21 protein-coding genes and 2 pseudogenes are annotated in these 22,208 nt (G+C 68.4%); 11 read left to right on the top strand and 12 right to left on the bottom strand.

The window, feature by feature from the left end; all coding sequences use genetic code 11:
• The first annotated feature begins 468 nt into the window (after positions 1-468).
• From ACFOJE_RS08490 to ACFOJE_RS08475, 4 genes are read left to right on the top strand one after another with little or no spacing between them, the layout of a single operon-like run.
• A complete protein-coding gene (locus tag ACFOJE_RS08490) occupies positions 469-1,614 on the top strand; it encodes an efflux RND transporter periplasmic adaptor subunit (RefSeq protein WP_377813875.1) in 1,146 nt (381 codons plus the stop codon).
• Between the two features lie 17 nt (positions 1,615-1,631).
• Positions 1,632-4,778, top strand: coding sequence for an efflux RND transporter permease subunit (locus ACFOJE_RS08485; protein WP_377813874.1), 3,147 nt, complete (start codon positions 1,632-1,634; stop codon positions 4,776-4,778).
• On the top strand, positions 4,775-6,211 hold the full coding sequence (gene adeC, locus ACFOJE_RS08480) for an AdeC/AdeK/OprM family multidrug efflux complex outer membrane factor (protein WP_377813873.1): 1,437 nt from the start codon (positions 4,775-4,777) through the stop codon (positions 6,209-6,211). The genes ACFOJE_RS08485 and adeC overlap by 4 nt, the downstream gene beginning before the upstream one ends.
• 50 nt (positions 6,212-6,261) lie before the next feature.
• Positions 6,262-6,477: a hypothetical protein gene (locus ACFOJE_RS08475; protein WP_377813872.1), complete on the top strand. Its 216-nt coding sequence runs from the start codon at positions 6,262-6,264 to the stop codon at positions 6,475-6,477.
• A 19-nt stretch (positions 6,478-6,496) separates the two neighbouring features.
• On the opposite strand, the gene ACFOJE_RS08470 is transcribed toward ACFOJE_RS08475, so the two are convergent.
• The gene (locus ACFOJE_RS08470) at positions 6,497-6,709 is read right to left on the bottom strand and encodes a DUF3820 family protein (protein ID WP_377813871.1); all 213 of its coding nucleotides are present in this window, start codon (positions 6,707-6,709) and stop codon (positions 6,497-6,499) included.
• A 292-nt stretch (positions 6,710-7,001) separates the two neighbouring features.
• On the opposite strand from ACFOJE_RS08470, the gene ACFOJE_RS08465 reads away from it, so the two are divergent.
• Positions 7,002-7,520: an acyloxyacyl hydrolase gene (locus tag ACFOJE_RS08465; RefSeq protein ID WP_377813870.1), complete on the top strand. Its 519-nt coding sequence runs from the start codon at positions 7,002-7,004 to the stop codon at positions 7,518-7,520.
• 15 nt (positions 7,521-7,535) lie between these two features.
• Here ACFOJE_RS08465 and ACFOJE_RS08460 read toward each other — a convergent pair whose 3' ends face one another.
• The 4 genes from ACFOJE_RS08460 to ACFOJE_RS08445 all read right to left on the bottom strand — a co-directional run bounded on the left by ACFOJE_RS08460 (position 7,536) and on the right by ACFOJE_RS08445 (position 9,999).
• Positions 7,536-7,916, bottom strand: coding sequence for a rhodanese-like domain-containing protein (locus tag ACFOJE_RS08460; RefSeq protein WP_377813869.1), 381 nt, complete (start codon positions 7,914-7,916; stop codon positions 7,536-7,538).
• Between the two features lie 54 nt (positions 7,917-7,970).
• Positions 7,971-8,963: a cytochrome-c peroxidase gene (locus ACFOJE_RS08455; RefSeq protein WP_377813868.1), complete on the bottom strand. Its 993-nt coding sequence runs from the start codon at positions 8,961-8,963 to the stop codon at positions 7,971-7,973.
• 182 nt (positions 8,964-9,145) lie between these two features.
• Positions 9,146-9,565, bottom strand: coding sequence for a DUF6691 family protein (locus ACFOJE_RS08450; RefSeq protein ID WP_377813867.1), 420 nt, complete (start codon positions 9,563-9,565; stop codon positions 9,146-9,148).
• A 2-nt stretch (positions 9,566-9,567) separates the two neighbouring features.
• Positions 9,568-9,999, bottom strand: coding sequence for a YeeE/YedE family protein (locus tag ACFOJE_RS08445; RefSeq protein WP_377813866.1), 432 nt, complete (start codon positions 9,997-9,999; stop codon positions 9,568-9,570).
• 175 nt (positions 10,000-10,174) lie between these two features.
• Between ACFOJE_RS08445 and ACFOJE_RS08440 the strand changes: the two genes are divergently transcribed.
• Positions 10,175-10,741 (top strand): Tll0287-like domain-containing protein, encoded by a 567-nt coding sequence (locus ACFOJE_RS08440; RefSeq protein WP_377813865.1) that lies wholly within the window; start codon positions 10,175-10,177, stop codon positions 10,739-10,741.
• A gap of 94 nt (positions 10,742-10,835) precedes the next feature.
• Here the strand turns inward: ACFOJE_RS08440 and ACFOJE_RS08435 are convergent, their stop codons facing one another.
• From ACFOJE_RS08435 to ACFOJE_RS08415, 5 genes and pseudogenes are all read right to left on the bottom strand, one after another.
• On the bottom strand, positions 10,836-11,042 hold the full coding sequence (locus tag ACFOJE_RS08435; RefSeq protein WP_377813864.1) for a DUF2795 domain-containing protein: 207 nt from the start codon (positions 11,040-11,042) through the stop codon (positions 10,836-10,838).
• Positions 11,043-11,176: 134 nt separating this feature from the next.
• Complete coding sequence (locus tag ACFOJE_RS08430; RefSeq protein WP_377813863.1) at positions 11,177-11,572, bottom strand: KGG domain-containing protein; 396 nt, start codon at positions 11,570-11,572, stop codon at positions 11,177-11,179.
• A 112-nt stretch (positions 11,573-11,684) separates the two neighbouring features.
• Positions 11,685-11,790: pseudogene (locus ACFOJE_RS08425) on the bottom strand (KGG domain-containing protein); the annotation flags it as partial.
• Between the two features lie 108 nt (positions 11,791-11,898).
• Positions 11,899-12,096 (bottom strand): Em GEA1 (EM1), encoded by a 198-nt coding sequence (locus ACFOJE_RS08420; protein ID WP_377813862.1) that lies wholly within the window; start codon positions 12,094-12,096, stop codon positions 11,899-11,901.
• Positions 12,097-12,199: 103 nt separating this feature from the next.
• Positions 12,200-12,337, bottom strand: a pseudogene (locus tag ACFOJE_RS08415) (general stress protein); the annotation flags it as partial.
• A 468-nt stretch (positions 12,338-12,805) separates the two neighbouring features.
• Here ACFOJE_RS08415 and ACFOJE_RS08410 point away from each other — a divergent pair.
• Both ACFOJE_RS08410 and ACFOJE_RS08405 read left to right on the top strand, forming a co-directional pair.
• On the top strand, positions 12,806-13,237 hold the full coding sequence (locus ACFOJE_RS08410) for a LexA family protein (RefSeq protein WP_377813861.1): 432 nt from the start codon (positions 12,806-12,808) through the stop codon (positions 13,235-13,237).
• Positions 13,234-14,490 carry a Y-family DNA polymerase gene (locus tag ACFOJE_RS08405; RefSeq protein ID WP_377813860.1) on the top strand — a complete coding sequence of 419 codons (1,257 nt, stop codon included), beginning with the start codon at positions 13,234-13,236 and terminating at the stop codon, positions 14,488-14,490. Before ACFOJE_RS08410 ends, ACFOJE_RS08405 begins: the two co-directional genes overlap by 4 nt.
• On the opposite strand, the gene ACFOJE_RS08400 is transcribed toward ACFOJE_RS08405, so the two are convergent.
• Complete coding sequence (locus tag ACFOJE_RS08400; protein ID WP_377813859.1) at positions 14,451-16,745, bottom strand: helicase C-terminal domain-containing protein; 2,295 nt, start codon at positions 16,743-16,745, stop codon at positions 14,451-14,453. The genes ACFOJE_RS08405 and ACFOJE_RS08400 overlap by 40 nt on opposite strands.
• Positions 16,742-18,406, bottom strand: coding sequence for a VRR-NUC domain-containing protein (locus ACFOJE_RS08395; protein ID WP_377813858.1), 1,665 nt, complete (start codon positions 18,404-18,406; stop codon positions 16,742-16,744). Before ACFOJE_RS08395 ends, ACFOJE_RS08400 begins: the two co-directional genes overlap by 4 nt.
• Before the next feature lie 149 nt (positions 18,407-18,555).
• On the opposite strand from ACFOJE_RS08395, the gene pqqF reads away from it, so the two are divergent.
• The 3 genes from pqqF (at position 18,556) to pqqB (ending at position 22,184) form a co-directional block, all read left to right on the top strand.
• Positions 18,556-21,057, top strand: coding sequence for a pyrroloquinoline quinone biosynthesis protein PqqF (pqqF, locus tag ACFOJE_RS08390; protein WP_377813857.1), 2,502 nt, complete (start codon positions 18,556-18,558; stop codon positions 21,055-21,057).
• 126 nt (positions 21,058-21,183) lie between these two features.
• Entirely contained in the window at positions 21,184-21,255 is a 72-nt protein-coding gene (pqqA, locus tag ACFOJE_RS08385; protein WP_377813892.1) for a pyrroloquinoline quinone precursor peptide PqqA, read from the top strand.
• Between the two features lie 17 nt (positions 21,256-21,272).
• A complete protein-coding gene (gene pqqB, locus ACFOJE_RS08380; protein WP_377813856.1) occupies positions 21,273-22,184 on the top strand; it encodes a pyrroloquinoline quinone biosynthesis protein PqqB in 912 nt (303 codons plus the stop codon).
• Positions 22,185-22,208 lie beyond the last annotated feature (24 nt).

Genomic DNA, 22,208 nt, shown 5'->3' with positions numbered 1-22,208 from the left:
GTAGTGTGGGGTTTCCCCATGTGAGAGTAGGTCATCGTCAAGCGCCTATCCCGAACCCCCGACTGGCACCTGCCGGTCGGGGGTTCGTCTTTGCGCCGGGAAAAGACGCTTTGGCCTTGTGTGGCCTGATATTCGCCCCAAGGCTTGCTGCTAGGTCTAGCAGCAAGCGCTCTATGCATCTCTATTTACTTTCTCCATCTGCTGCTGCAACAAGAGCAGAGTCCGAATGTCCCATGCAAAGCCGCTCAGCACGCAACCTACTGCTGGCAAGGAAGCGTGCGTGTCTCCTCCTGTCCCTGCGGTAACACTCTCGGTTGGTTACATATTGAGCAACATTTCTGACGAATGCTCGATGCTGCACATTTACAAACATTCTTGTATGTAAGTATATTAACTGGGCTAATAACAAGACCTCCAGGTCTATCGCCTGCAAACTGGCCTGAATGACGAAAGAAGGGGTTTTTAGAGATGCAGAAGAAGCCAGCTCTTGTCGCCTTGGCTACTGTCATTCTGGCTATGCTCTTTCTGGGCGGATGCAAGCAGGAGGCAGCGGCGCCCCCCAAGCAGGTTCCGCAAGTCGGGATTATCACTCTAGAGGCTCAACCCTATACTCTGACCCGCGAGTTGCCGGGGCGGACGGCCCCGTACCGTGTGGCGGAAGTGCGTCCGCAGGTCAACGGCATCATCCTCAAACGAATGTTCACTCAGGGGACTGATGTCAAAGAAGGGCAGCAGCTGTATCTGATCAATCCAGCGCCATATGAAGCTGCATATCTGGAAGCCAAGGCCAACCTCGCTGCAACCAAGCCGTTATCGGATCGCTATGCCCAGCTGATCAAGGACCAGGCGGTAAGCCGTCAGGATTACGACCAGGCCAAGGCCGCCACCTTGCAAGCCGAGGCCAAGTTGAAGCGGGCGGAGATAGACCTGGTTTACACCAAGGTTCTTGCGCCAATTTCCGGACGTATCGGCCGCACGGCGATAACAGAGGGCGCCTTGGTGACCAATGGCCAGGCCGAGCCACTGGCAACCATCAATCAGCTCGACCCCATCTATGTGGATGTCACCCAAGCGGCTCGTGAGCTCATCACTTTGCGTCGCGATCTGGCCAGCGGTCGTCTAGAAAAGGCAGGAGAAAACGCTGCCAAGGTAAGCCTGACCCTCGAAGATGGCAGTGAATATCTCTATGAGGGCAAGCTCGAGTTCTCCGAAGTTTCCGTCGATCCGAGCACAGGCATGGTGACTTTGCGTGCCCTGTTCCCCAATCCGGACAAGATCCTGCTGCCGGGCATGTTCGTGCATGCCCGGCTGCTTTCCGGCGTCAAGAACTCGGCGATTCTCGCCCCGCAGCAGGGCATCACTCGCAATCTGAAGGGCGAAGCCGTCGCCATGCTGGTCAATGCCGAGAACAAGGTTGAGCAGCGGGTGGTCAAGGCCGAACTCGCGGTGGGCAACCGTTGGCTGGTGAGCGAGGGGCTCAATCCCGGTGACAGACTGATCACCGAGGGGTTGCAGTTCATCCGCCCGGGTGTAGAAGTGAAAGCGGTTCCGGCGACCAACGTCGGCCAGGGCCCCCAGGAGGCGACTGCACAGCGGCAAGGCCAGGAAGGCTAACTAGGGGATAGCGCCTAATGTCCAAGTTCTTCATCGATCGCCCCATCTTTGCCTGGGTGATCGCCTTGGTGATCATGCTGGCCGGCGGGCTGGCCATCCTCGCCTTGCCGGTCAACCAGTATCCGAACATCGCCCCCCCAGCGGTGAGCATCTCCGTCGTCTATCCGGGGGCCTCGGCGCAGACCGTGCAGGATACCGTGGTGCAGGTGATCGAGCAGCAGCTCAACGGCATCGACAACCTGCGCTACATCACCTCTGAGAGCAACTCCGACGGCAGCATGACCATCACCGTCACCTTCGATCAGGGGACCGATCCGAACATCGCCCAGGTCCAGGTGCAGAACAAGCTGCAACTGGCGACACCGCTGCTGCCGGAGGAGGTCCAACGGCAGGGTATCCGGGTGACCAAGGCGGTGAAGAACTTCCTGATGATCATCGCCTTCGTCTCCACGGACGGCAGCATGGACAAGAACGACCTGTCCAATTACATCGTTTCCAACGTCCAGGATCCGGTTTCCCGGGCCAAGGGTGTCGGCGACTTCCAGGTCTTCGGCTCGCAGTACGCCATGCGGATCTGGCTGGATCCGCTCAGGCTGACCAACTTCGGGCTGACTCCGACCGATGTGAGCAGCGCCATCAAGGCACAGAACGTCCAGATATCCTCCGGACAGTTGGGTGGCCTGCCGGCCATCTCCGGCCAGCAGCTCACCGCCACCATCATCGGCAAGACCCGCCTGCAGACGGCCGAGCAGTTCCGCAACATCCTGCTCAAGGTCAACCAGGACGGCTCGCAGGTACGGCTCGGCGATGTCGCGGAGGTTGGTTTGGGTGGTGAGAACTACAGTATCAGCGCGCAATACAACGGCAGCCCGGCAGCGGGGATGGCGATCAAGCTCGCCACCGGAGCCAATGCCCTGGAGACCGCCCAGGCCGTACGCAGGGTGCTCAAGGACCTGGAGCCCTACTTCCCGGCGGGGCTGAAGGTGGAATACCCCTACGACACCACACCGGTGATCTCGACCTCCATCGAAGGGGTGGTGCATACCCTGTTCGAGGCCATCATCTTGGTGTTCCTGGTGATGTACCTCTTCCTGCAGAACTTCCGCGCCACTTTGATTCCAACCCTGGCGGTTCCGGTCGTGCTGCTCGGCACCTTCGGCGTTCTCGCGGCCTTCGGCTTCACCATCAATATCCTGACCATGTTCGGTATGGTGCTGGCTATCGGCTTGCTGGTGGACGATGCCATCGTGGTGGTGGAAAACGTCGAGCGGGTCATGGTCGAGGATGGACTGCCGCCCCGAGAGGCAACCCGGAAGTCCATGGGACAGATCCAGGGCGCCCTGGTCGGCATCGCCCTGGTGCTTTCCGCCGTGTTCCTGCCGATGGCCTTCTTCGGTGGCTCCACCGGGGTGATCTACCGGCAGTTCTCCATCACCATCGTTGCCGCCATGGCCCTGTCGGTGCTGGTCGCGCTGATCTTCACCCCGGCGCTCTGTGCGACTCTGCTCAAGCCCGTCGCCAAGGGGGCGCATCACGAGAGGCGCGGCTTCTTCGGCTGGTTCAATCGTACCTTCCAACAAGGCGTGCAGGGCTACGAGCGCGGGGTCAAGTCGGTGCTCAGACGCAAGGCGCCCTATCTGCTGGCCTACCTGGCGATAGTCGTGGTGATGGGCTGGATGTTCACCCGGATCCCCACCGCCTTCCTGCCCGACGAGGATCAGGGCGTGCTGTTCACCCAGGTGCAGACGCCGCCCGGCTCGACCATCGAGCGCACCCAGCAGGTGGTGGACAAGATGCGCGACTACCTGCTCACCGAGGAGAAGAACGTGGTCAGGGGGGTGTTCACCATCACCGGCTTCAACTTCGCCGGTCGGGGCCAGAGCTCGGGCATGGCCTTCATCAGCCTGAAGCCCTGGGAGCAGCGGAGCGGCGAGGACGCCAGCGTGTTCGCCCTCGCTCAGCGCGCACAGCGGTATTTCCTCTCGCTGCGCGATGCGATGGTGTTCGCTTTCGCGCCCCCGGCGGTGATGGAGCTGGGCAACGCGACGGGTTTCGACGTGTTCCTGCAGGATCGCGCCGGCCTCGGCCACATCGCGCTCACCGACGCCCGCAACCAGTTCATGTCCCTGGCGGCGCAGAGCCCCGTTCTTCAGCGCGTGCGGCCAAACGGGCTGAACGACGAGCCCCAGTTCCAGCTTCTGATCGATGACGAGAAGGCGCGGGCCTTCGGCGTGTCCCTGGCCGACATCAACGATGCGGTGGCCATCGCCTGGGGCGCCAGTTACGTGAACAACTTCATCGACCGGGGCCGGGTGAAGAAGGTCTACCTGCAGGGGCAGGCCGAGTCCCGCATGAACCCCGAGGACTTCGCCCAGTGGTACGTGCGCAATGCCGACGGCAAGATGGTGCCGTTCAGCGCCTTCGCTTCCGGCAAATGGATCTACGGCCCGCCGAAGCTCTCGCGCTACAATGGCGTACCGGGGATGGAGATCCTCGGCGAGCCGGCTCCCGGCTACAGCACCGGCGAGGCCATGGCCGAGGTGGAGCGCATCGCCCGGCAGCTGCCGACCGGCATCGGCTTCGCCTGGACCGGCCTGTCCTACGAGGAGATCCTCTCCGGCTCCCAGGCGCCATCGCTCTATGCGCTGTCGCTCCTGGTGGTGTTCCTCTGCCTGGCGGCGCTCTACGAGAGCTGGTCGATTCCCTTCTCGGTGATGCTGGTCGTCCCCTTGGGCGTCGTCGGTGCCCTCTTGTTCACCAGCATGCGCGGGCTGTCCAACGACGTGTTCTTCCAAGTGGGGCTCCTGACCACCATCGGCCTCTCGGCGAAGAACGCGATTCTCATCGTCGAGTTCGCCAAGGAACTGCACGAGCAGGGCCGGAGCCTGTCCGAGGCGGCGCTGGAGGCCTGCCGCATGCGCCTGCGGCCGATCGTCATGACCTCCCTGGCATTCATCCTCGGCGTGGTACCGCTGGCGATCTCCCGCGGTGCCGGCGCCGGCAGCCAGCATGCCATCGGCACCGGGGTGATCGGCGGCATGCTGACCGCCACCGTTCTGGCGATCTTCTGGGTGCCGCTGTTCTATGTGCTGGTGTCTTCCCTGTTCAAGGAACGGCGGACCCGCGAGGCCGATGCCGCCGCGGCCGGGGAGGAGGCGCTATGAGAGGCGTCCGCCTGTCCTTGGCCTTGCTCGGGGTCGCCTGGCTCGGCGGCTGCTCGTTCATCCCCCACTACCGGACCCCGGCGGCGCCGGTTGCGGCCGACTGGCCGAAAGGCGAGGCCTATGCCGGCCGGACCCGCGACGGCACCGTCTCGGGCGTACAGGGCTGGCGGGACTTCTTCCTCGATCCGGCCCTGCAGCGCCTGCTGCAGATCGCCCTGGAAAACAACCGCGACCTGCGGACGGCCGCGCTGAACCTGGAGGCCTACCGTGCCCAGTACCGTATCCAGCGCTCCGAACTGTTCCCCACCCTCGACGTCCAGGCCACGGGTAACCGACAGCGCATTCCCGACAGTCTGAGCACCACCGGCAAATCGCGGATCAGCAGCCAGTACAGCGTGACCCTCGGCACCACCTCCTGGGAGCTGGACTTCTTCGGCCGTCTGCGCAGCCTCAACGAGCAGACCCTGGAACAGTACTTCGCCAGCGAGGAAGCCCGGCGCAGCACCCAGATCAGCCTGGTCGCCAGCGTGGCCAACGCCTACCTGGCCTGGCAGGCCGATCAGGCCCTGCTGCAGCTGACCCGCGATACCCTGCAGACCTACGAGGAGAGCTATCGCCTGACCGAGCGCAGCTTCAACGTCGGAGTCGCCTCCGCGCTGGACCTCAGCCAGGCGCGCACCGCGGTGGAGGATGCCCGGGCCAAGCTGGCGCAGTTCACCCGTCAGGTCGCCCAGGACCGCAACGCCCTGACCCTGCTGCTCGGCGCCAGCTTGCCGGCCGATCTGCAGGGTAGCCACGGCCTCGCCGACGACCTGCTCGCCCGGGTTCCGGCCGGCCTGCCATCGCGGCTGCTGCAGCGGCGGCCGGACGTGCTCCAGGCCGAGCACCAGCTCAAGGCGGCCAATGCCAGCATCGGCGCAGCCCGCGCGGCCTTCTTCCCGAACATCAGCCTGACGGCCGATGCCGGCACCCTGAGCAAGGAGCTGTCCGGCCTGTTCACCGGGGGCAGCGGAACCTGGCTGTACCAGCCGCAGATCAACCTGCCGATCTTCACCGCGGGCCGCCTGCGGGCCAGCCTGAATTACGCCGAGATCCAGAAGGACATCGGCGTGGCCCAGTACGAGAGGGCCATCCAGGTGGCCTTCCAGGAGGTCTCGGACGGCCTGGCGGCCCACCACACCTATCGCCAGCAGCTGAGTGCCCAGCGCGATCTGGTCAAGGCCAACGAGCTCTACTACGAGCTGGCCGAGCGCCGCTACCGCACCGGGGTGGACAGCTACCTGACCCTGCTCGACGCCCAGCGCCAGCTGTTCAGCGCCCGGCAGAAGCTGATCAGCGACCGCCTCGACCAACTGATCAGCGAGGTCGACCTGTTCAAGGCCCTGGGCGGCGGCTGGGCGGAGAACAACGAGGACGCCGTGCCGCCGTCCTGATGTGCGGGCGCTGGCAGACTGGGGGCGGTGATTCCAACAGGGTGAGATCTATGCAGTGCGACAACGACGGCGCGGGGGAAAAGCCCGGACGGGCCGAGTTCCATCAACTCCATGAGATGCAGGCCGAAGCCGAGGCGTGGCGCCTGCTGGCCGAGCGCGAACGGCTCCAGGGGCGCTGGCTGGACTGGGTGGCGGGCGAGCTCTACGCCCTCACGCCGCCCGAATACGCCAGCATGGTGCGCCGCGCCCTGAGCCGGCTGGGCTGACCGGGCCCGCGCCGGCCGCTCAGCGCCGGCGCAGCGGTTCGAGCAGCGCCGACAGGCCGTTATGGTCGATCTCCTGCATCAGCGCCAGCAGACGGCCGATCTCGCCGGCGGGGAAGCCCTCGCGGGCGAACCAGTTGAGATAGTGGCCGGGCAGGTCGGCGATCAGGCGGCCCTTGTACTTGCCATAGGGCATGGTCCGGGTCACCAGCAGCAGGAGGTCTTCGGCTTTCATTCCGTTCTCGTCATGGCCAGGGGCTGTGGGCGTCGCGCCATTGTGCCCAATCGCGCCCGCGTCCGGGCAGACCGGCGAGGAGCGGAGGCTCCGTCGAGCGGTGCGTAATGCCCCGGGGAGCATCGAATGGCCGGGAAAATCCCGCCAGCCAAGCCATAGTTATGGGAGGGGAGCGGCAACCGGCTGCCGGCCCGCGTGCTCGACGCCCGGCGTTCCGTACCGGGGTTGGCCGCGCTGGATGGGTTGCTTCTGCCAGCAGGCGTTTGTCGCCGGGATCTCGGGAGGAGTTTCCATGCGAAGGTCTCTGCACTTGCCGGTCGTGGCTGTCCTGCTGCTCGGTGCGGCAGGCCGCGCCCGGGCACTGGAGCTGGGTGGCGCGGTGGGCGTCACCGGCCAGGGCGACATGACCTATCGCGTCGGTCTGGCGCTCGACTGGCGGCAGGCGTGGTGGAAGACCGGCCTCGGTCATGTGGGTGGCTACTGGGATGCCGGCTACACCTACTGGGAGGGGGGCGATTACGCGGGGGCACATTCGCTGTCGCTGAGCCCGGTATTCGTCTACCAGTTCGCCGGCAGAAGCATCCAGCCCTTCGTCGAGCTCGGCGTCGGCGTCGCCTTCTTCTCGAAGACCCGCGTGGGCGACAAGCGGCTGGGCTCGTCCTTCAATTTCGAGAATCGCATCGGCGTCGGTGTCCGGCTCGCCGGCGGGCACAGGATCGGCCTGCGGGCGAGTCACTATTCCAACGCCGGGATCGAGGAGCCGAACGACGGTATCGAATCCTACGCGCTCTACTACAGCCACTCCTTCTGAGCCGAAGGAGCGGGCCTATTCGAAGGACGGCAGGGCCGGCTTATCCACCGGCTTGCCTGCCGCGGCCCAGGCGTCGAAGCCGCCGGTGATCGAGCTGACCGACAGGTAGCCCATCTCCTGCAGGGTCTGGGCGGCCAGCGCGGCGCGGCCGCCGCCCTTGCAGTAGAGCAGGATGTTCAGGTCGCGGGAGCCCAGTTCGGGCGTGCCGGACATCTTGAATTCGAGCATCCCGCGCGGAATGTTCAGCGCGCCGGCGATGTGTCCGGCCCGGTATTCGTCTGGCTCGCGCACGTCCAGCAGTACGTCGGCCGCGTGGATGGCCGATTCGCTCTCGCTCAGCGGGATCTCCCGGATGCGGGCCTTGGCGGCCGCGACCAGGTCATGGGCGTTCTTCATCTCGATCTCCTCCGGAACGGCGAGCCCCTCGCGGGGAAGGGCTCGCCGATGGGTTCAGTTGAACGGCTGGGGTTTCGCCGTCTGCGCGCTGGACGGCGGCAGGGTCGGCAGTTTGAAGCTCGGCTGCTCGCCGGTCAGGGTCCGCAGGAAGGCGGCGATCTGACCGATCTCCTGCTCCTGCAGCTGGCGGCCGAGCTGCACGCGGGCCATGACGTCGACCGCTTCCTCCAGCTTCCAGTAGGCGCCGTCGTGGAAGTAGGGATAGGTCAGCTCGACGTTGCGCAGGGTTGGCACCTTGAACACGTTGAGATCGCTGTCCTTGCCGGTCACGCCGGCGACGCCCTTGGCCGGGTTGCTGGTCTGGTAGGGCTGCACGAGGCCCATCTTCATGAACATGCCGCCGCCGACCGCCGGGCCGTTGTGGCAGGCTACGCAGCCCGCCGACTTGAACAGCTGGTAGCCTGCCTGCTCGGTCTGGGTCAGCGCCTGCTCATCGCCCTGCAGCCAGCGGTCGAAGCGGGAGTTGGGGGTGACCAGGGTCTTCTCGAACTCGGCGATCGCGTCGGTCACCGCATCGATGGTGATCTGGTCGGTCTTGTAGATCTGCTTGAACGACTCGCGGTACTGGGGGATCGAGCTCAGCACGTCCACGGCCAGCTGATGGCTGGAGGCCATCTCCACCGGATTGGCGATCGGACCGCCGGCCTGGGCCTTGAGGTCGGCGGCGCGGCCGTCCCAGAACTGCTTGACGTTGTAGCCGGCGTTCAGCACGGTCGGCGAGTTGATCGGGCCTTTCTGCCAGTTGTGGCCGATGGAGGTGGGCAGGTTGTCGCTGCCGCCCATGGACAGGTTGTGGCAGGAGTTGCAGGAAATGGAGCCGGACTTGGACAGGCGTGGATCGAAGAACAGCTGCTTGCCCAGTTCCACCTTGGCCGGATTCTCGATCTTGGCCGGCTGGATCGGCTGGATAGGCTCATTGGCAGGCGCTGCGGCCCAGGCGTTGGCACTCAGTAATACACCTGCCGCGATGAGCGAAGGCTTGTGCATGAAGCTTCCCCTTTTTTGACTGCTTTTTCCGATGGCTTCCAATGGCTCCGGCGATCCCAACGGGCGCACGAACCCGCCGGAGCATTGCCGGTCCATCAGAATCCATCTCTCGGGAGCGTGCAACAACATTACTGTTTCGCCTTGATGCTGGCCTTGTGCGATGACGAGCGGCCGGTTTCCCGTCAATGATCGCGCCGGCGCTCCAGCACGGCGAACAGCAGCATCCCGGCGAGCATGGAAAGGACGAACAACAGGGGCTGCCAGTGCCCGCTGAGCAGCAGCGTCACGGCCGGGCCGGGGCAGATGCCGGCGATGCCCCAGCCGATGCCGAACACCAGGCTGCCGGCGATCAGGCGACGATCCAGCTCGCGCTTCTGCGGCAGCTGCATGGGCGCGTCCAGCAGCGAGCGCTGCCGCCGCTTCGCCCAGGAAAAGGGCAGGAAGGCGACGCCGATGGCGCCGCCCATCACCAGCGCCAGCGACGGGTCCCAGGCGCCGGCGAGATCGAGGAAGCCGAGCACCTTGGCCGGGTCGGCCATGCCGGCCAGCAGCAGGCCGATGCCGAACACCAGGCCGGCCAGAAAGGCGGTCAGTTTGCGCATGGTCAGCCTCCGAGCAGATGGCGCATGACGAACACGGTGGCGAAGCCGCTGGCCATGAACGCCAGCGTCGCCGCCAGGGAGCGCGGCGACAGGCGCGAGAGGCCGCAGACGCCGTGCCCGCTGGTGCAGCCGGAGCCGTAGCGGGTGCCGACGCCCACCAGCAGTCCGGCGAGCACCAGGCCCGCCCAGCCGGTCTGGAAGTCGATCTCCGGCAGCGCGCGGAACAGCTGCCAGAGCAGCGGGGCGGCGAGTAGGCCGAGCAGGAACAGGGTCTTCTCGCCGACGCCTTCGCCACGCTCCAGCAGGCTGCCGAGCAGGCCGCTGATGCCGGCGATACGGCCGTTGCAGGTCACGAACAGGCTGGCGGCCAAGCCGATCAGCGCGCCGCCGGCAAGGGCCGACCAGGGGGTGAAGTGCGCCCAGTCTAGGGTCATGGGGTTCTCCGTCGGGCAGCCGCGAAGCGGCTCAGTCATATGCCTGGAAGTTAATATGTTTTATTGTAAATTGTACAGCTGCGCGTTTGCCGGCCCGACGGAAGTCGGTCGTGGGCGCGCGCCTCAGGCAAGCCTGTCCGGCAGGATGTTCCCCATACGCCCCCAGGAGGTGGCCATGCGTTTGCTCACGACCCTCACTCTGACGTTCGCCAGCGGGCTCGCGCTCGCCCAGCCCGCCCAGAACGCGGAATACCAGGCCCAGGCCAGGGCCCTGATAGCGCCCTTCGCCCAGGAACTGCTGGCTACCGTCAAGCAGGCGATGGCCCAGGGCGGCCCGCAGAATGCGGTCATGGCCTGCCAGGCCCTGGCGCCGTCCATCGCCGAGAAGCACAGCCGGCAGCCCTGGACGATCGGCCGCACGGCACTCAAGGTCCGCAATCCGAACAACCGGCCGGATACCTGGGAACGGGAGGTGCTGGAGCGTTTCGCCCGCGAGGCGGCGGCGGGCAAGCCGGTCGCCGGTCTGAGCCATGGCGAGGTGGTCGACGGCGAGTATCGCTACATGCAGGCGATCGCCACCGGCGAGCCCTGCCTGGCCTGCCACGGCAAAAACATCGACAAGGATCTGCTCGCCCTGCTGGATCAGCGCTATCCGGGCGATCAGGCCCGCGGCTTCGCCCTCGGCGAGCTGCGCGGCGCCTTCACCCTGCGCCGCCCACTGGGCGATGGCTCCGGCGAGTGACGGGAGAGACCGCGGCGGGCGGTCTGGCGGGGGGAGCGGTCCGATGCGCCGGCCCGTCGGGGCCCGCGCATCGGGTCGAGCCGGATTCCGGCGTTCAGTGCACCTGGCCGTAGCCCTTCATGACGTCGGCCATGCTTTCGTACTGCTCTTCCGGCAACTGCTTGATGGTGTCCAGCACTTCCGCTTCGGCGCCGTTCTTCTTCGCCTGCTGGAGCAGATGCTCCTTGTCGGCGGGAAAGTCGATGCCCTTCAGATAATGGGACACGTTGGACGGGGAGTGGCCGCCAAGACCTCTGGTCATGATTCACCTCTGTCTTCGAATGCCGGGAGTGAAACCGGACCCCTGAACAGCAATACGGGGAGAACTGGTCTCCCCGCCGTTGCTTTTCTCGTTTGCCCGTGACTCCTCAGGCGATTCCCGCAGGGAGCGGCGGATTATTTCTTGCCGCCGCCGTGTTCCTGCTCCTGCTTCTTGCCTTCCTCGACCAGCTCGCGAACCCGCTGGCCGCCCTTATGGCCGAGTTCGGAGTAGCCTTCCGGGCCGAGCTGCTCCTTGCGGGCCTCGCCACCCTTGTGGCCGAGTTCCGAATAGCCTTCCGGGCCGAGCTGCTCCTTGCGGGCTTCGCCGCCCTTGTGGCCGAGTTCCGAATAGCCTTCCGGACCGAGCTGTTCCTTGCGGGCTTCGCCGCCCTTCTTCCCGAGTTCGGAATAACCCTCGGGGCCTAGTTGTTCCTTGCGAGCTTCGCCGCCCATCTTCCCGGCCTCATGAACGCTCATGCTGCCCTTTTGCGGCTGTTGTTGCTGCTCGTCTTTATGACCTTTGCCAGCCATCTCAACCTCCTGAAGCTCAAGACGATCCGTGGAAGTCAGCGTTCTTCGCCGCCGCCTTCTTCCGACTTCTTGCCTTCTTCGATGAGTTCACGTACGCGTTGTCCGCCCTTCTTGCCGCCGGCTTCTCCGCCTTTATGGCCGATCTCCTGGTAGAACTCGTGGCCATGGGTGGCGGAAGTGGCTTCTCCGCCTTTCTGTCCGGCTTCGCGGACGCTCATGTTTCCCTTGCTGCTCTGCTTTTCCGTTTCCGTTCTTTCCGTCTTGTCTTTACCTGCCATAGCTGTACTCCTGCCCGATCAACTAGGGCCGAGACACTCGTCGATCTTTCACTGCTTTCCCGAGCTTCCGGTGTTTTCGCTGTTTTCGGAGTTCTTGCCTTCTTCGATGAGTTCGCGAACCCGCTGACCGCCTTTCTTGCCGAGTTCGGAATAACCTTCCGGGCCCAGTTGATTCTTGCGGGTTTCGCCGCCCATCTTCCCGGCTTCGCTGACGCTCATGCTGCCCTTCTTGGATTTGGTAGGCATTTGGACTTCCTCCAGGAGTTATCGATCAGGTTGGTGCGGGGTCGTTTCAGGATTTCCCTTCTTCCGATTTCTTCCCTTCCTCGATCAACTCGCGCACCCGTGGGCCTCCCTTCGTACCGCCTTTGTGTCCTATTTCCTCATAGAACTCGCGATCATGAGTGGCGGACGTCGCCTTGCCGCCCTTGCGGCCGGCTTCCTGCACGCTCATGTCGCCTTTGTCGCCTTTCTTGGTCGTAGGCATGTCATCTTCTCCCGTTACTGCTCACTTCATGGTTGGAGACAGATTCCATAGTTCGGGGTTCAGCGGTTAAATGAACCTGTCCTAGTCTCTGAGGAAAGGTGAAGCTGGGAGTTCAACCGGCTTCGATTGGCGGAAGAGAAGTTCTGACGAACGGAGGCGTTTTTATCGATGAAGTTACTATTTGTGTGTCTTTTTAGGCGGTTATGAGTTCATGGAAGTGCCGCTGAGTTATGTCGTTATTTAGTTTTAATTACTTGAGGCGATTTATTGGATGCCTGCTTGTATGTCTGCCTTAGTTGGCGGAGTCATGGGCGTTAGTTCTTCGGAATACCGGCGGAAGTTAGGGGGTTTTTGTCTTTCCCTGGCGCTCTGCGACGCTGCAGAGCCACGCATCGCCCGCTGCGATTGACCGGGGCCGCGCCCGTCTGCTATCTGTATATGCATACAGTCAACGGCGAGCGATTTCCCATGCAGGCACAGATCATCGGACGGCTCGACCCTGCCACCGCTCCCGCCGTCTACTACGAGGCCTGGGTGCCGGCGGGCTTCCCCTCGCCGGCCGGCGATTACCAGGAGCAGTGCCTGTCGCTGGACGATCTGGTCGGCCTGCGTGCCCCGCACACCTATCTGGTCCGGGTCCGGGGCGACAGCATGATCGAGGCGGGCATCCACGACGGCGACATCCTGGTGGTCGACCGCTCCCTCGAGCCCCGGCCGGGCTGCATCGTGATCGCCCACGTGCACGGCGAGCTGACGGTCAAGACCCTGCGCCGCGACGCGGCGGGCGGGCTCTGGCTGGTGCCGGCCAACCCGGACTACGCGCCGCTCGCGGTGGAGCCGGACAGCCTGGAGGTCTGGGGCGTGGTCACCTGCAACCTGCATTTCCACGCCCGGCCATGAGCTATGCGCTGATCGACTGCAATGCCTTCTACTGCTCCTGCGAGCGGGTCTACCGGCCGTGGCTCAAGGACGTGCCGGTGGTAGTGCTGAGCAACAACGACGGCTGCGTGATCGCCCGCACCCGCGAGGCCAAGCGCCTGGGCATCCCCATGGGCGCCCCGTATTTCCAGTGGCGGCAGCGCCTGCGGCAGTGGGGCGTGGCGGTGTTCTCCTCCAACTACGAGCTCTACGGCGAGATGAGCGCACGGGTGATGGCGACCCTGGAAGGCCTGTTCCCCAAGGTGGAGGTCTACAGCATCGACGAGGCCTTCGCCGACCTCGCGGGCCTGCCCGGCGATCTCGAGGCCCTCGGGCAGCGGGCGCGGGAGCGGGTCTGGCGCTGGACCGGCCTGCCGGTAGGAGTCGGCATCGGGCCGACCAAGACCCTGGCCAAGCTGGCCAACTGGGCGGCGAAGACCTGGGGCAAGTGCGGCGGGGTGGTCGACCTGCGCGACCCGCTCAGGCGCGAACGCCTCCTGCGGATCGCCGAGGTGGGCGAGGTCTGGGGCGTGGGCCGGCGCCTGTCCGCCCGGCTCGCGCCGCTGGGCATCCGCAGCGCCTGGGACCTGGCGCACTTCGAGCCGGCGACCCTGCGCCGCCACTTCAGCGTGGTCCTGGAGAAGACCGCCCGGGAGCTGCGCGGCATTCCCTGCCTGGAACTGGAGGAGGCGGCGCCGCGGCAGACGATCTGCACCTCGCGCATGTTCGGCCGGCGCCTGCACGAGCTGGCGCCGATCCGCGAGGCGCTGGCGAGCTACGCCTCCACCGCGGCGGAGAAGCTGCGCCGCCAGGGCTCGCTGGCCGGCGCCCTGCAGGTGGCGATCCGCACCGGCATGCACGCTCCCGGCGAGCCCCGCTACTGCGGCGTCATGCCCTGTCCGTTGCCGTATCCCACCGACGACACCCGGGTGCTGGTCGACGCCGCACTGCGCGGCCTCGAGGCGATCTACCGGCCCGGCTTCGCCTACAGCAAGGCCGAGGTCCTGCTGCTGGACCTGCGCCGGCGCGGCGAGTTCACCGGCGACCTCTTCGCTCCGCGCCCCCGTCCCGGCGCCGACCGCCTGATGGCGACGATCGACCGGATCAACGCCCGCCAGGGCCGCGGCAGCATCCGCCTGGGGCGAGTGCCGGCCGAGCCGGCGTGGGCGATGCGCCGCGAGCTGATGTCCCAGCGCTACACCACGTGCTGGGACGAGCTGCTGCAGGTGAGCTGAGCGTCCTCCTCGATCCGCCACCAGGACGGCAGCAGGCGGCGGACTTGGGGGCGGGCGAAGCGGTCGTCGATCAGGTGCACCACGCCCTCGTCCTGCGGCGTGCGGATGACCCGGCCGGCGGCCTGCACCACCTTCTGCAGGCCGGGGTAGAGGTAGGCGTAGTCGTAGCCGCTGCCGAACAGCGCCGCCAGCCGCGTCTTGAACTCCTCGTTCACCGGGTTGACCTGGGGCAGGCCGAGGGTGGCGATGAAGGCGCCGATCAGCCGCTCGCCGGGCAGGTCGATGCCCTCGCCGAAGGCCCCGCCGAGCACGGCGAAGCCGATGCCGCGCCCGCCCGCCTGGAAGCGCTCGATGAAGGCCTGGCGCGCGTCCTCCTCCATGCTGCGGGTCTGCTCCCAGAACGGGATGTCCGGATGGCGCTCGGCCAGCAGGGCGCTGACCTGCCGCAGGTAGTCGAAGCTGCTGAAGAACGCCAGGTAGTTGCCGGGACGCTCCCGGTACTGGCGGGCCAGCAGCTCGACGATGGGTTCCAGGGAGGCGGCGCGGTCGCCGTAGCGGGTGGAGATGTGCCGGGCGATGCGCACGCTGAGCTGCTCGGCGCGAAACGGCGAGTCCGCCTCCAGCCAGACGCTGTTGGTCGGCAGGCCCAGGGTGTCGGCATAGAACCGGCGCGGGCTCAGGGTGGCGGAGAACAGCACGGCGGAGCGCGCCTGGGCCAAGCGCGGGGCGAGGAAGGGCGCCGGCAGCACGTTGCGCAGGCACAGCCGGGAAGCGGCACGGCCCCGGCGATCCGGCGGCAGCAGGCTGCAGTCGAACAGCGAATGGCGGTCGAACAGCTCGGCCAGGCGGCAGAACTGCAGCATGTCGAAGTAGAAGGCCTGCAGTTCGACGTCCAGCCCGGCCGGGGCGTCGGCAAGGAAGTCGTTGATCGCGCCGATGGCCTGCTGCAGGGCGGCGAGCAGCTTGCCGGGCAGCTCTTCCTTCACCTCGTAGGGCCGGACCTGCTCGCGGGCGAGGGCGCTCCAGGCGCGCTGGATGCGCTCCAGCGGCTTCTTCAGTTCGGCCGGGGCCTGACGGCGGGCGGCGCGCAGGTCGCGCTGGTCCAGCTCGGCGCTGTACATGCCGCGGCCGCGCTCCAGCAGGTTGTGGGCCTCGTCCACCAGCACGCCGACGCGCCACTGGTTGGCCTGGGTCAGGCCGTGGAGCAGGGCGGTCAGGTCGAAGTAGTAGTTGTAGTCGCCGACCGTCACGTCGACCCAGCGCGCCAGTTCCTGGCCCAGGTAGTAGGGGCAGACCCGGTGGGCCTGGGCCACCTCGCGCAGCCGGGCCTGGTCGAGGAAGGGCGTCTCCAGGGCTGCGGCGCGAGCCTCCGGCAGGCGGTCGTAGAAGCCGCGGGCCAGGGGGCAGGACTCGCCGTGGCAGGCGAGATCCGGATGCTCGCAGGCCTTGTCCCGCGCCGTCAGCTCCAGCACCCGCAGCGGCCGGCCGCGGCCGAGGGTGGCCAGCGCATCCAGCGCCAGGCGCCGGCCGGAGGTCTTGGCGGCGAGGAAGAACAGCTTGTCCAGTTTCTGTCCGGGGCAGGCCTTGAGCTGCGGGAACAGGGTGGCCAGGGTCTTGCCGATGCCGGTGGGCGCCTGGGCCATCAGGTGGGTGCCGGTGCAGGCGGCCTTGTACACGGCCTCGGCGAGCTGGCGCTGGCCCGGGCGGAAGTTGGGGTAGGGGAAGCGCAGTTCGGCGAGGGCCCGGTCGCGGGCCTCGCGGTGCGCCAGCTCCTGTTCCGCCCAGGTGAGGAAGGCCTGGCACTGGGCCTCGAAGAAAGCGCGCAGCTCTTCGGCATCGCGGCGCTCCAGAAGCAGGGTTTCCTTCTGGCTGGCCACGTCGAAGTAGACCAGCGCCAGCTCGATGGCGGGCAGGTTGCGGCTCCGGCACAGCAGCCAGCCGTAGACCCTGGCCTGGGCCCAGTGCAGCGCGCGATGGTTGGCCGGCTGGCGGGCCAGGTCACCCCGATAGGTCTTGATCTCCTCCAGGCGGTTGAGCGCGGGGTCGTAGCCGTCGGCGCGGCCGCGCACCAGGAGTTCCCCGTAGCGGCCCTCCAGCGCGACCTCGCGCTCGTAGCCTGCACCGCGCCGCCCGGTCACCAGGCCATGGCCGACGATGCCTTCCTGGGCGCTGGGCGAGGGGGTGAAGCGCAGGTCCAGATCGCCCTGCTTGGCAGTGAACTCGCAGAGGCTGCGCACCGCCACCCGGTAGCTCACCGCGGCTCCTCCGCCCACTGCACGTAGCACACCGCCACGGGAATGCCGTGCTCCAGGGCGTAGTCCAGCCAGCGGCACTGGTTGTCCTGCAGACGGTCGCCGGGCCCCTTCACCTCGATCATCCGGTAGCGCGCCTCCTCCGGCCAGAACTGGATCAGGTCCGGCAGGCCCGAGCGGTTGGCCTTGACGTCGCGCAGCAGGCGTTCGAAGACCAGCCGCAGGTGCCGCGCCGGGATGCAGGCCAGGGCCTGGCGCAGCAGGGGTTCGTCGAGCAGGCCCCAGGCGACGAAGGGCGACTGGAGGCCGTGTTTCTCGGCGAAGGTACGCAGGATGGCCTCGTGGTGGCTGCCGTCGTCCAGGCGCGCCAGGCAGCGCTCGAACGGCTCGCGGCGGCGCTCGGCGAAGTCCGGCCGGGTCAGGTCGGCCGGGCCGCTGTGGAAGGGGTGGAAGAAGGCGCCCGGCAGCGGGGCGAAGATCGCCTCCCAGCAGAGCAGGCCGAGCAGCGAGTTGAGCAGGGTGTTCTCCACGTAGTGCACCGGCGCCTCCGGCCGGTCGAGGTGCTCGCGTACCGCCCATTCCACGCCGGCTGCCGGCTGTGGCAGGCGCAGATCCAGGCGCTCGACGCGGCGCGCGGCGCGGCGGGGGACGGGCGGCTGGCCCAGGGCGCGGCGCAGGCGCGGCAGCAGGCGCTCCAGCTGCTGGGCTTCGGCCTCGCTCTCCGGCGCGGCCTCGGCCGCCAGGGCCAGCTCCAGCGCCGCCTCGACCTGAGCGCAGCGCTCCAGCATGCGGATGCAGCGCTGGCGCGCCTCCGGGTAGCGGTTGCCGGCGTGCAGGCGCAGGGCTTCCGGCCAGTTGCCGTCGCGCTCGTGCTGCTGGGCCAGGCGGAACAGCAGCTTGCCGCGCCGCCGCTCCAGCCAGGGGTTGGCGTAGGGTTCGGCGGGGATCCCCGCCAGCACCGCGTCCGGCGCCGCGCCGGCCTCGAAGCGCTCGCGGCAGCGCTGCAGGTGCAGGTAGTCGTCCAGCTCCCGGCGGCTGTGGAAGGCCCGCGACTCGGCGGAGAAGGGCACCTGTTCGTAGCGGTAGATCCCGAGGTCGGCGAGGACGAACTCGCTCCAGTCCTGCCGCAGGTTGCCGAAGAACATCAGGCGCAGGCGCTCGCAGAGTCCGTCGATGGCCAGGCCCAGGACCCGCTCCGGCAGCGCCGGGCACCATTCGGCCAGCGGTCGCGGCGGCTCTGCTTCGGCGGCCAGGGCGGCGCGCAGCTCGTCCTTGCGCAGCTTCGCCGGCAGGCCGAAGGCCTGGGCGATCTCGCCCTTGGTCAGCAGACCGAACAGCTCGTCGAGGCCGAGCGCCGGCGCCGCCTCGACCCAGCCTTCGGCGATCAGTGGCGCGGCGGCTTCCAGCGGGCAGCCGATCTCCGCGTAGCGCAGCTTGCCGGCGCGGAACAGCCGGCCCTTGCGCATCGCCATGCGCACCAGCAGGGCGCGGGAGGCGCGGGGCAGTCGCGGGAAGCGGTCGAGGAAGGCGCGCTCGGCCTCGTCCAGCAGATCGCCGTGGCGCACGCCGACCCAGTCCAGCACCTGCTGGAAGTTCTCCAGGTAGTAGAAGGGGTTTTCCAGGGACTGGCGCGGCGGGCGCTCGCCGGGTTCGAGGTCCTGCATGTCGGGTCCGAAGGCAAAAAACGCTGTACTTATCCACAGGCCGCCCGGCTTGGCAATCGTCGGCGGATCGGTGGCGGACGCAGCCGCGCCCGGGTGGCGCGGCGATCGGCTGCTATGATGCCTTCTGGTCGTTTTTCATACACCCGCAAATGCGCCCGCCGCCCATCGACCCCGTGCGGCCGCCGCTGCCGCTGGCCCTGCCCGGCGGGCAGCGCGGCCGGCTGATCGCCCTGCCGCCCGGTTCGCGGGCGGCGGCGCTGCTGCGCGTGGGAGCCGGCTCCCACGACGAGCCGGCGGAGTATCCGGGGCTGGCGCACTTTCTCGAGCACCTGCTATTTCTCGGCAGCCGCGCCTATCCGCAGGCACGGAGCCTCATGGCCTTCGTCCGGGGCTGCGGCGGCCGGCTCAACGCCTCGACCCGCGAGCGGCATACCGACTTCCTCTTCGAGGTGCCGGCCGATCTGCTCGGCGAAGCCCTCGGGCGCCTGCTGGACATGCTCGCCCGGCCGCTGCTCGACATCGATGCGCAGCTCGCCGAGCGCGAGGTGCTGCAGGCCGAGTTCCAGGCCCGCGGTGCCGAGCGGGAGACCCTGTGCGACGCGGCGCTCGGCACCGCCCTGGCGGCGCCCCATCCGTTCGGCGCCTTCCATGCCGGCAACCGCGCGACCCTGCCAGTGGAGCGGCCGGCCTTCCAGCGGGCGCTGCGGGAGCATCACCGGCGCTTCTACCAGGCCGGGCAGAGCGAGCTGCTGCTCGCCGCCCCGCAGCGGCCGGCGGCGCTGGCAGACTTGCTGCGGGCGACCGAATGCCGGCTGGCCCGCGCGCCCTGGGTGGAGCGCCGGCCGCCGCCGCTGGGGCTGACGGCCGGGCGCTGGCTGCGCCTGCAGAGCGACGGACGGCCGCGCCTGGAACTGGCCTTCGCCGTCGAACACCTGCCGGCGGGCGGCGAAGCGGCACTGGACCTGCTCGCCGACCGACTGACCGGCGAGGCGCCCGGCGGCCTGGCCAGCCGGCTGCGCGAGGCGGGCTGGTGCGAGGCGATCGATCTGCGCACGCCGTACCGGTTCGCCGGCCAGGGGCTGGTGGCGATCGGCCTGGAGCTGACGGAAACGGGGCTGTCGGCGCGGGCGGCGTTGGTCGAGGCGGTCTGCGACTGGCTGCGCTTCTTCGCCGAAGCGGCCGACTGGCATCGGTGCTGGGACGAATACCGCCGGAGCCGGCAGCGACAGCTGTCGTGCCTGGGGCCGCTGGAGCGGGTGCGCTACTGGGCGGAGCCGGGGGCCTGGTCGGCGGCGACCGCCGAGGCCGCCGTGCGCCAGGCCCTGTCGGCGCTGCTCGGGCAGATGCGGCGCCTGCGGCCCCTAGTGCTGACCTGCGACCGGCGGCCCTGCGAGCCCCGGCAGGCGGGCGGCTTTCCCCTGCGGCTGGACGGCGAGGTGCCGCCGCGGGCCGAACCCCGGCGGTGGCGCTGGCGCCAGCCGGAACCCAATCCCTGGCTGCGGCCGGCTCCCGCGGCGCTGCCGGCGGCCGCCATCGACCCGGCCCTGCGCTGTCTGGAGCGGGGCGATACGCCCGGGCCGGGCGCCCTGTTCCTGCGCTGGCGCCTGGCCGAAACGCCGCCGGGGCTCTGGCGGGCGCTCGGCGCGGCATTGCGCCCGACGCTCTGGGCGGCGCGGCAGGCCGGCGTCGAGTCGCGCTTCGAAGACGGCGAGGGCGGCTGGAGCCTGCAGCTCCACGGTCCGGCGGACCTGCTGCCGCAGGTTCTGGGTGCACTCGCCGGGCTGCTGCGCGCGCCGCCCCGGGCGGCGCTGGCCGAGGCGCTGCGGCGGCAGGCGGACGAGGCGGGCGACGGCGGCGAGATGCCGATCCGCCGGCTGCTCCGGCGCCTACCTCAGTTCTGGACGGCCGAGTCCGCCGCGGCGTCCCGGCCGCAGGATCTGGCCCGGGCCTGGCATGGCGCCCGCTGGGACGGCCTGGCCGCGGGCCTGCCGGCGGCGTCGAGCGGCCGGCTGCAGGCGGCCCTGGCAAGACTCCCCGGCCAGCCGGTGCGCGGCGATTCGGCCGGGCTCGCGCCGGACGCCGGCCTGCGCTGGTGGCAGGCGGCGGATTCGGGCGAAAGCGCCCTGCTGCTGTTCTGTCCGCTGCCGTCGTCCGCGCCGGCTACCGAGGCCGCCTGGCGTCTGCTGGCGCAGCTGATGGAGGGGGCGTTCTACCAACGGCTGCGTGGCGAACTGCAGCTGGGCTATGCGGTGTCCTGCAGCTTTCGCCAGGTCGGCGGGCGGAGTGGCATCCTCTTCGCCGTGCAGTCGCCGAGCGCGTCGGTCGGGCAGCTCCTCGCCCATGTCGAGGCCTTTCTCGACGAACGGCAGGCATGGCTGCAGGCCCTCGAAGCGGCGCCCTTGGCCGAGGAAAAGGCCCGGCTGGTGGCGCGCCTGGCCGATGCCGCCTCCAGCCCGCACGAGCTGGCGGAATGGGCCTGGCAGGCCCGTCTGGCTGGCCGGGACACGGGCCATCCCGAACGGGTGCGGGCGGCGCTGGAGCGCCTGCGCCGGGACGAGGCGGTGCGCCAGCTGGCGGCCCTGCGCGCCGCGGCGGGCGGCTGGTGCGCCCTGGCCAACGCGCCGCCCCCGCCGGGCTGGCGGCGTCGCTGAGGCCGGCGCGGCGAGGGACGCTCCGTCGGCGCGGCGTTGAAGAGAACCGCCGGGCCGACTAATGCTTTCCTGTGTGAGTCGGTGCCGGAAACCGCCGGGCCGACGGCCAGCAGGAGGAGATCCGCCATGTGGAGCAAACCCGCGTTCGTCGATCTGCGCATCGGCTTCGAAGTCACCCTCTACGTCGCCAACCGCTGAGCGCCGGCGCGCCTGCCGTGCTCGTCCGGGTGCTCGGCTCCGCTGCCGGCGGTGGCTTTCCCCAGTGGAACTGCAACTGCCGCAACTGCCGGGGCCTGCGCGAGGGGCGGCTGAACGCCCGGCCGCGCACCCAGTCGTCCGTCGCCCTGTCCGACGACGGCGCGGCCTGGGTGCTGTGCAACGCCTCGCCGGATATCCGCGCCCAGCTGGCGTCCTTCCCGGCCCTGCAGCCGGCGCGCCGGCCGCGCGACACGGCGATCGGCGCGGTCGTGCTGCTGGACGGGCAGATCGACCATGCGGCGGGCCTGCTGAGCCTGCGCGAGGGCTGTCCCCTGGACGTCTGGTGCAGCGAGGCGGTCCACCGCGACCTCAGCGACGGCTTCCCGCTGTTCGCCCTGCTCGCGCATTGGAACGGCGGCCTGCGCTGGCGCCCCATCGCCCCGGACGGCCCGTTCCGCGTGCCGGCCTGCCCGGCCCTGCGCTTCACGCCGGTGCCGCTGGGCAGCGCCGCGCCGCCGTATTCGCCGCGCCGACGGGCCCCGCAGCCGGGCGACAGCCTCGGCCTGCTGGTCGAGGACGCGAGCAGCGGCGGCCGGCTGTTCTACGCCCCGGGCCTGGGCCGGGTCGATGCGGCGCTGCGGGAAGTCCTGCGCGGCGCCGACTGCCTGCTGCTGGACGGTACCTTCTGGCACGACGACGAGCTGCGCCGCTGCGGCGTCGGCGACCGGCTCGGCAGCGAGATGGGCCACCTGGCCCTGAGCGGTCCGGGCGGCCTGCTGGAGGCGCTCGAAGCCCTGCCGGCGGTGCGCCGGGTGCTCGTTCACATCAACAACACCAACCCGATCCTGGACGAGGCCTCCGCCGAGCGGGCGCTCCTCGACCGGCGGGGCATCGAGGTGGCCTGGGACGGCATGAGCATCGAGCTGTAGGCGCGGCGGCCCGGCCGCCAGCGA

It is taken from the genome of Azotobacter bryophylli (assembly GCF_042643485.1).
GTDB lineage: Bacteria > Pseudomonadota > Gammaproteobacteria > Pseudomonadales > Pseudomonadaceae > Azotobacter > Azotobacter bryophylli.
The sequence above is the reverse complement of the archived record's forward strand: the minus strand, read 5'-3'. Positions and strand labels throughout refer to the sequence as shown.

Excerpts from the sequence above, each read along its gene's own strand:
- ACFOJE_RS08490 (WP_377813875.1), top strand. The coding sequence starts at position 469 with ATGCAGAAGAAGCCAGCTCTTGTCGCCTTGGCTACTGTCATTCTGGCT.
- ACFOJE_RS08485 (WP_377813874.1), top strand. The coding sequence starts at position 1,632 with ATGTCCAAGTTCTTCATCGATCGCCCCATCTTTGCCTGGGTGATCGCC.
- adeC (WP_377813873.1), top strand. The coding sequence starts at position 4,775 with ATGAGAGGCGTCCGCCTGTCCTTGGCCTTGCTCGGGGTCGCCTGGCTC.
- ACFOJE_RS08475 (WP_377813872.1), top strand. The coding sequence starts at position 6,262 with ATGCAGTGCGACAACGACGGCGCGGGGGAAAAGCCCGGACGGGCCGAG.
- ACFOJE_RS08470 (WP_377813871.1), bottom strand. The coding sequence starts at position 6,709 with ATGAAAGCCGAAGACCTCCTGCTGCTGGTGACCCGGACCATGCCCTAT.
- ACFOJE_RS08465 (WP_377813870.1), top strand. The coding sequence starts at position 7,002 with ATGCGAAGGTCTCTGCACTTGCCGGTCGTGGCTGTCCTGCTGCTCGGT.
- ACFOJE_RS08460 (WP_377813869.1), bottom strand. The coding sequence starts at position 7,916 with ATGAAGAACGCCCATGACCTGGTCGCGGCCGCCAAGGCCCGCATCCGG.
- ACFOJE_RS08455 (WP_377813868.1), bottom strand. The coding sequence starts at position 8,963 with ATGCACAAGCCTTCGCTCATCGCGGCAGGTGTATTACTGAGTGCCAAC.
- ACFOJE_RS08450 (WP_377813867.1), bottom strand. The coding sequence starts at position 9,565 with ATGCGCAAACTGACCGCCTTTCTGGCCGGCCTGGTGTTCGGCATCGGC.
- ACFOJE_RS08445 (WP_377813866.1), bottom strand. The coding sequence starts at position 9,999 with ATGACCCTAGACTGGGCGCACTTCACCCCCTGGTCGGCCCTTGCCGGC.
- ACFOJE_RS08440 (WP_377813865.1), top strand. The coding sequence starts at position 10,175 with ATGCGTTTGCTCACGACCCTCACTCTGACGTTCGCCAGCGGGCTCGCG.
- ACFOJE_RS08435 (WP_377813864.1), bottom strand. The coding sequence starts at position 11,042 with ATGACCAGAGGTCTTGGCGGCCACTCCCCGTCCAACGTGTCCCATTAT.
- ACFOJE_RS08430 (WP_377813863.1), bottom strand. The coding sequence starts at position 11,572 with ATGGCTGGCAAAGGTCATAAAGACGAGCAGCAACAACAGCCGCAAAAG.
- ACFOJE_RS08420 (WP_377813862.1), bottom strand. The coding sequence starts at position 12,096 with ATGCCTACCAAATCCAAGAAGGGCAGCATGAGCGTCAGCGAAGCCGGG.
- ACFOJE_RS08410 (WP_377813861.1), top strand. The coding sequence starts at position 12,806 with ATGCAGGCACAGATCATCGGACGGCTCGACCCTGCCACCGCTCCCGCC.
- ACFOJE_RS08405 (WP_377813860.1), top strand. The coding sequence starts at position 13,234 with ATGAGCTATGCGCTGATCGACTGCAATGCCTTCTACTGCTCCTGCGAG.
- ACFOJE_RS08395 (WP_377813858.1), bottom strand. The coding sequence starts at position 18,406 with ATGCAGGACCTCGAACCCGGCGAGCGCCCGCCGCGCCAGTCCCTGGAA.
- pqqF (WP_377813857.1), top strand. The coding sequence starts at position 18,556 with ATGCGCCCGCCGCCCATCGACCCCGTGCGGCCGCCGCTGCCGCTGGCC.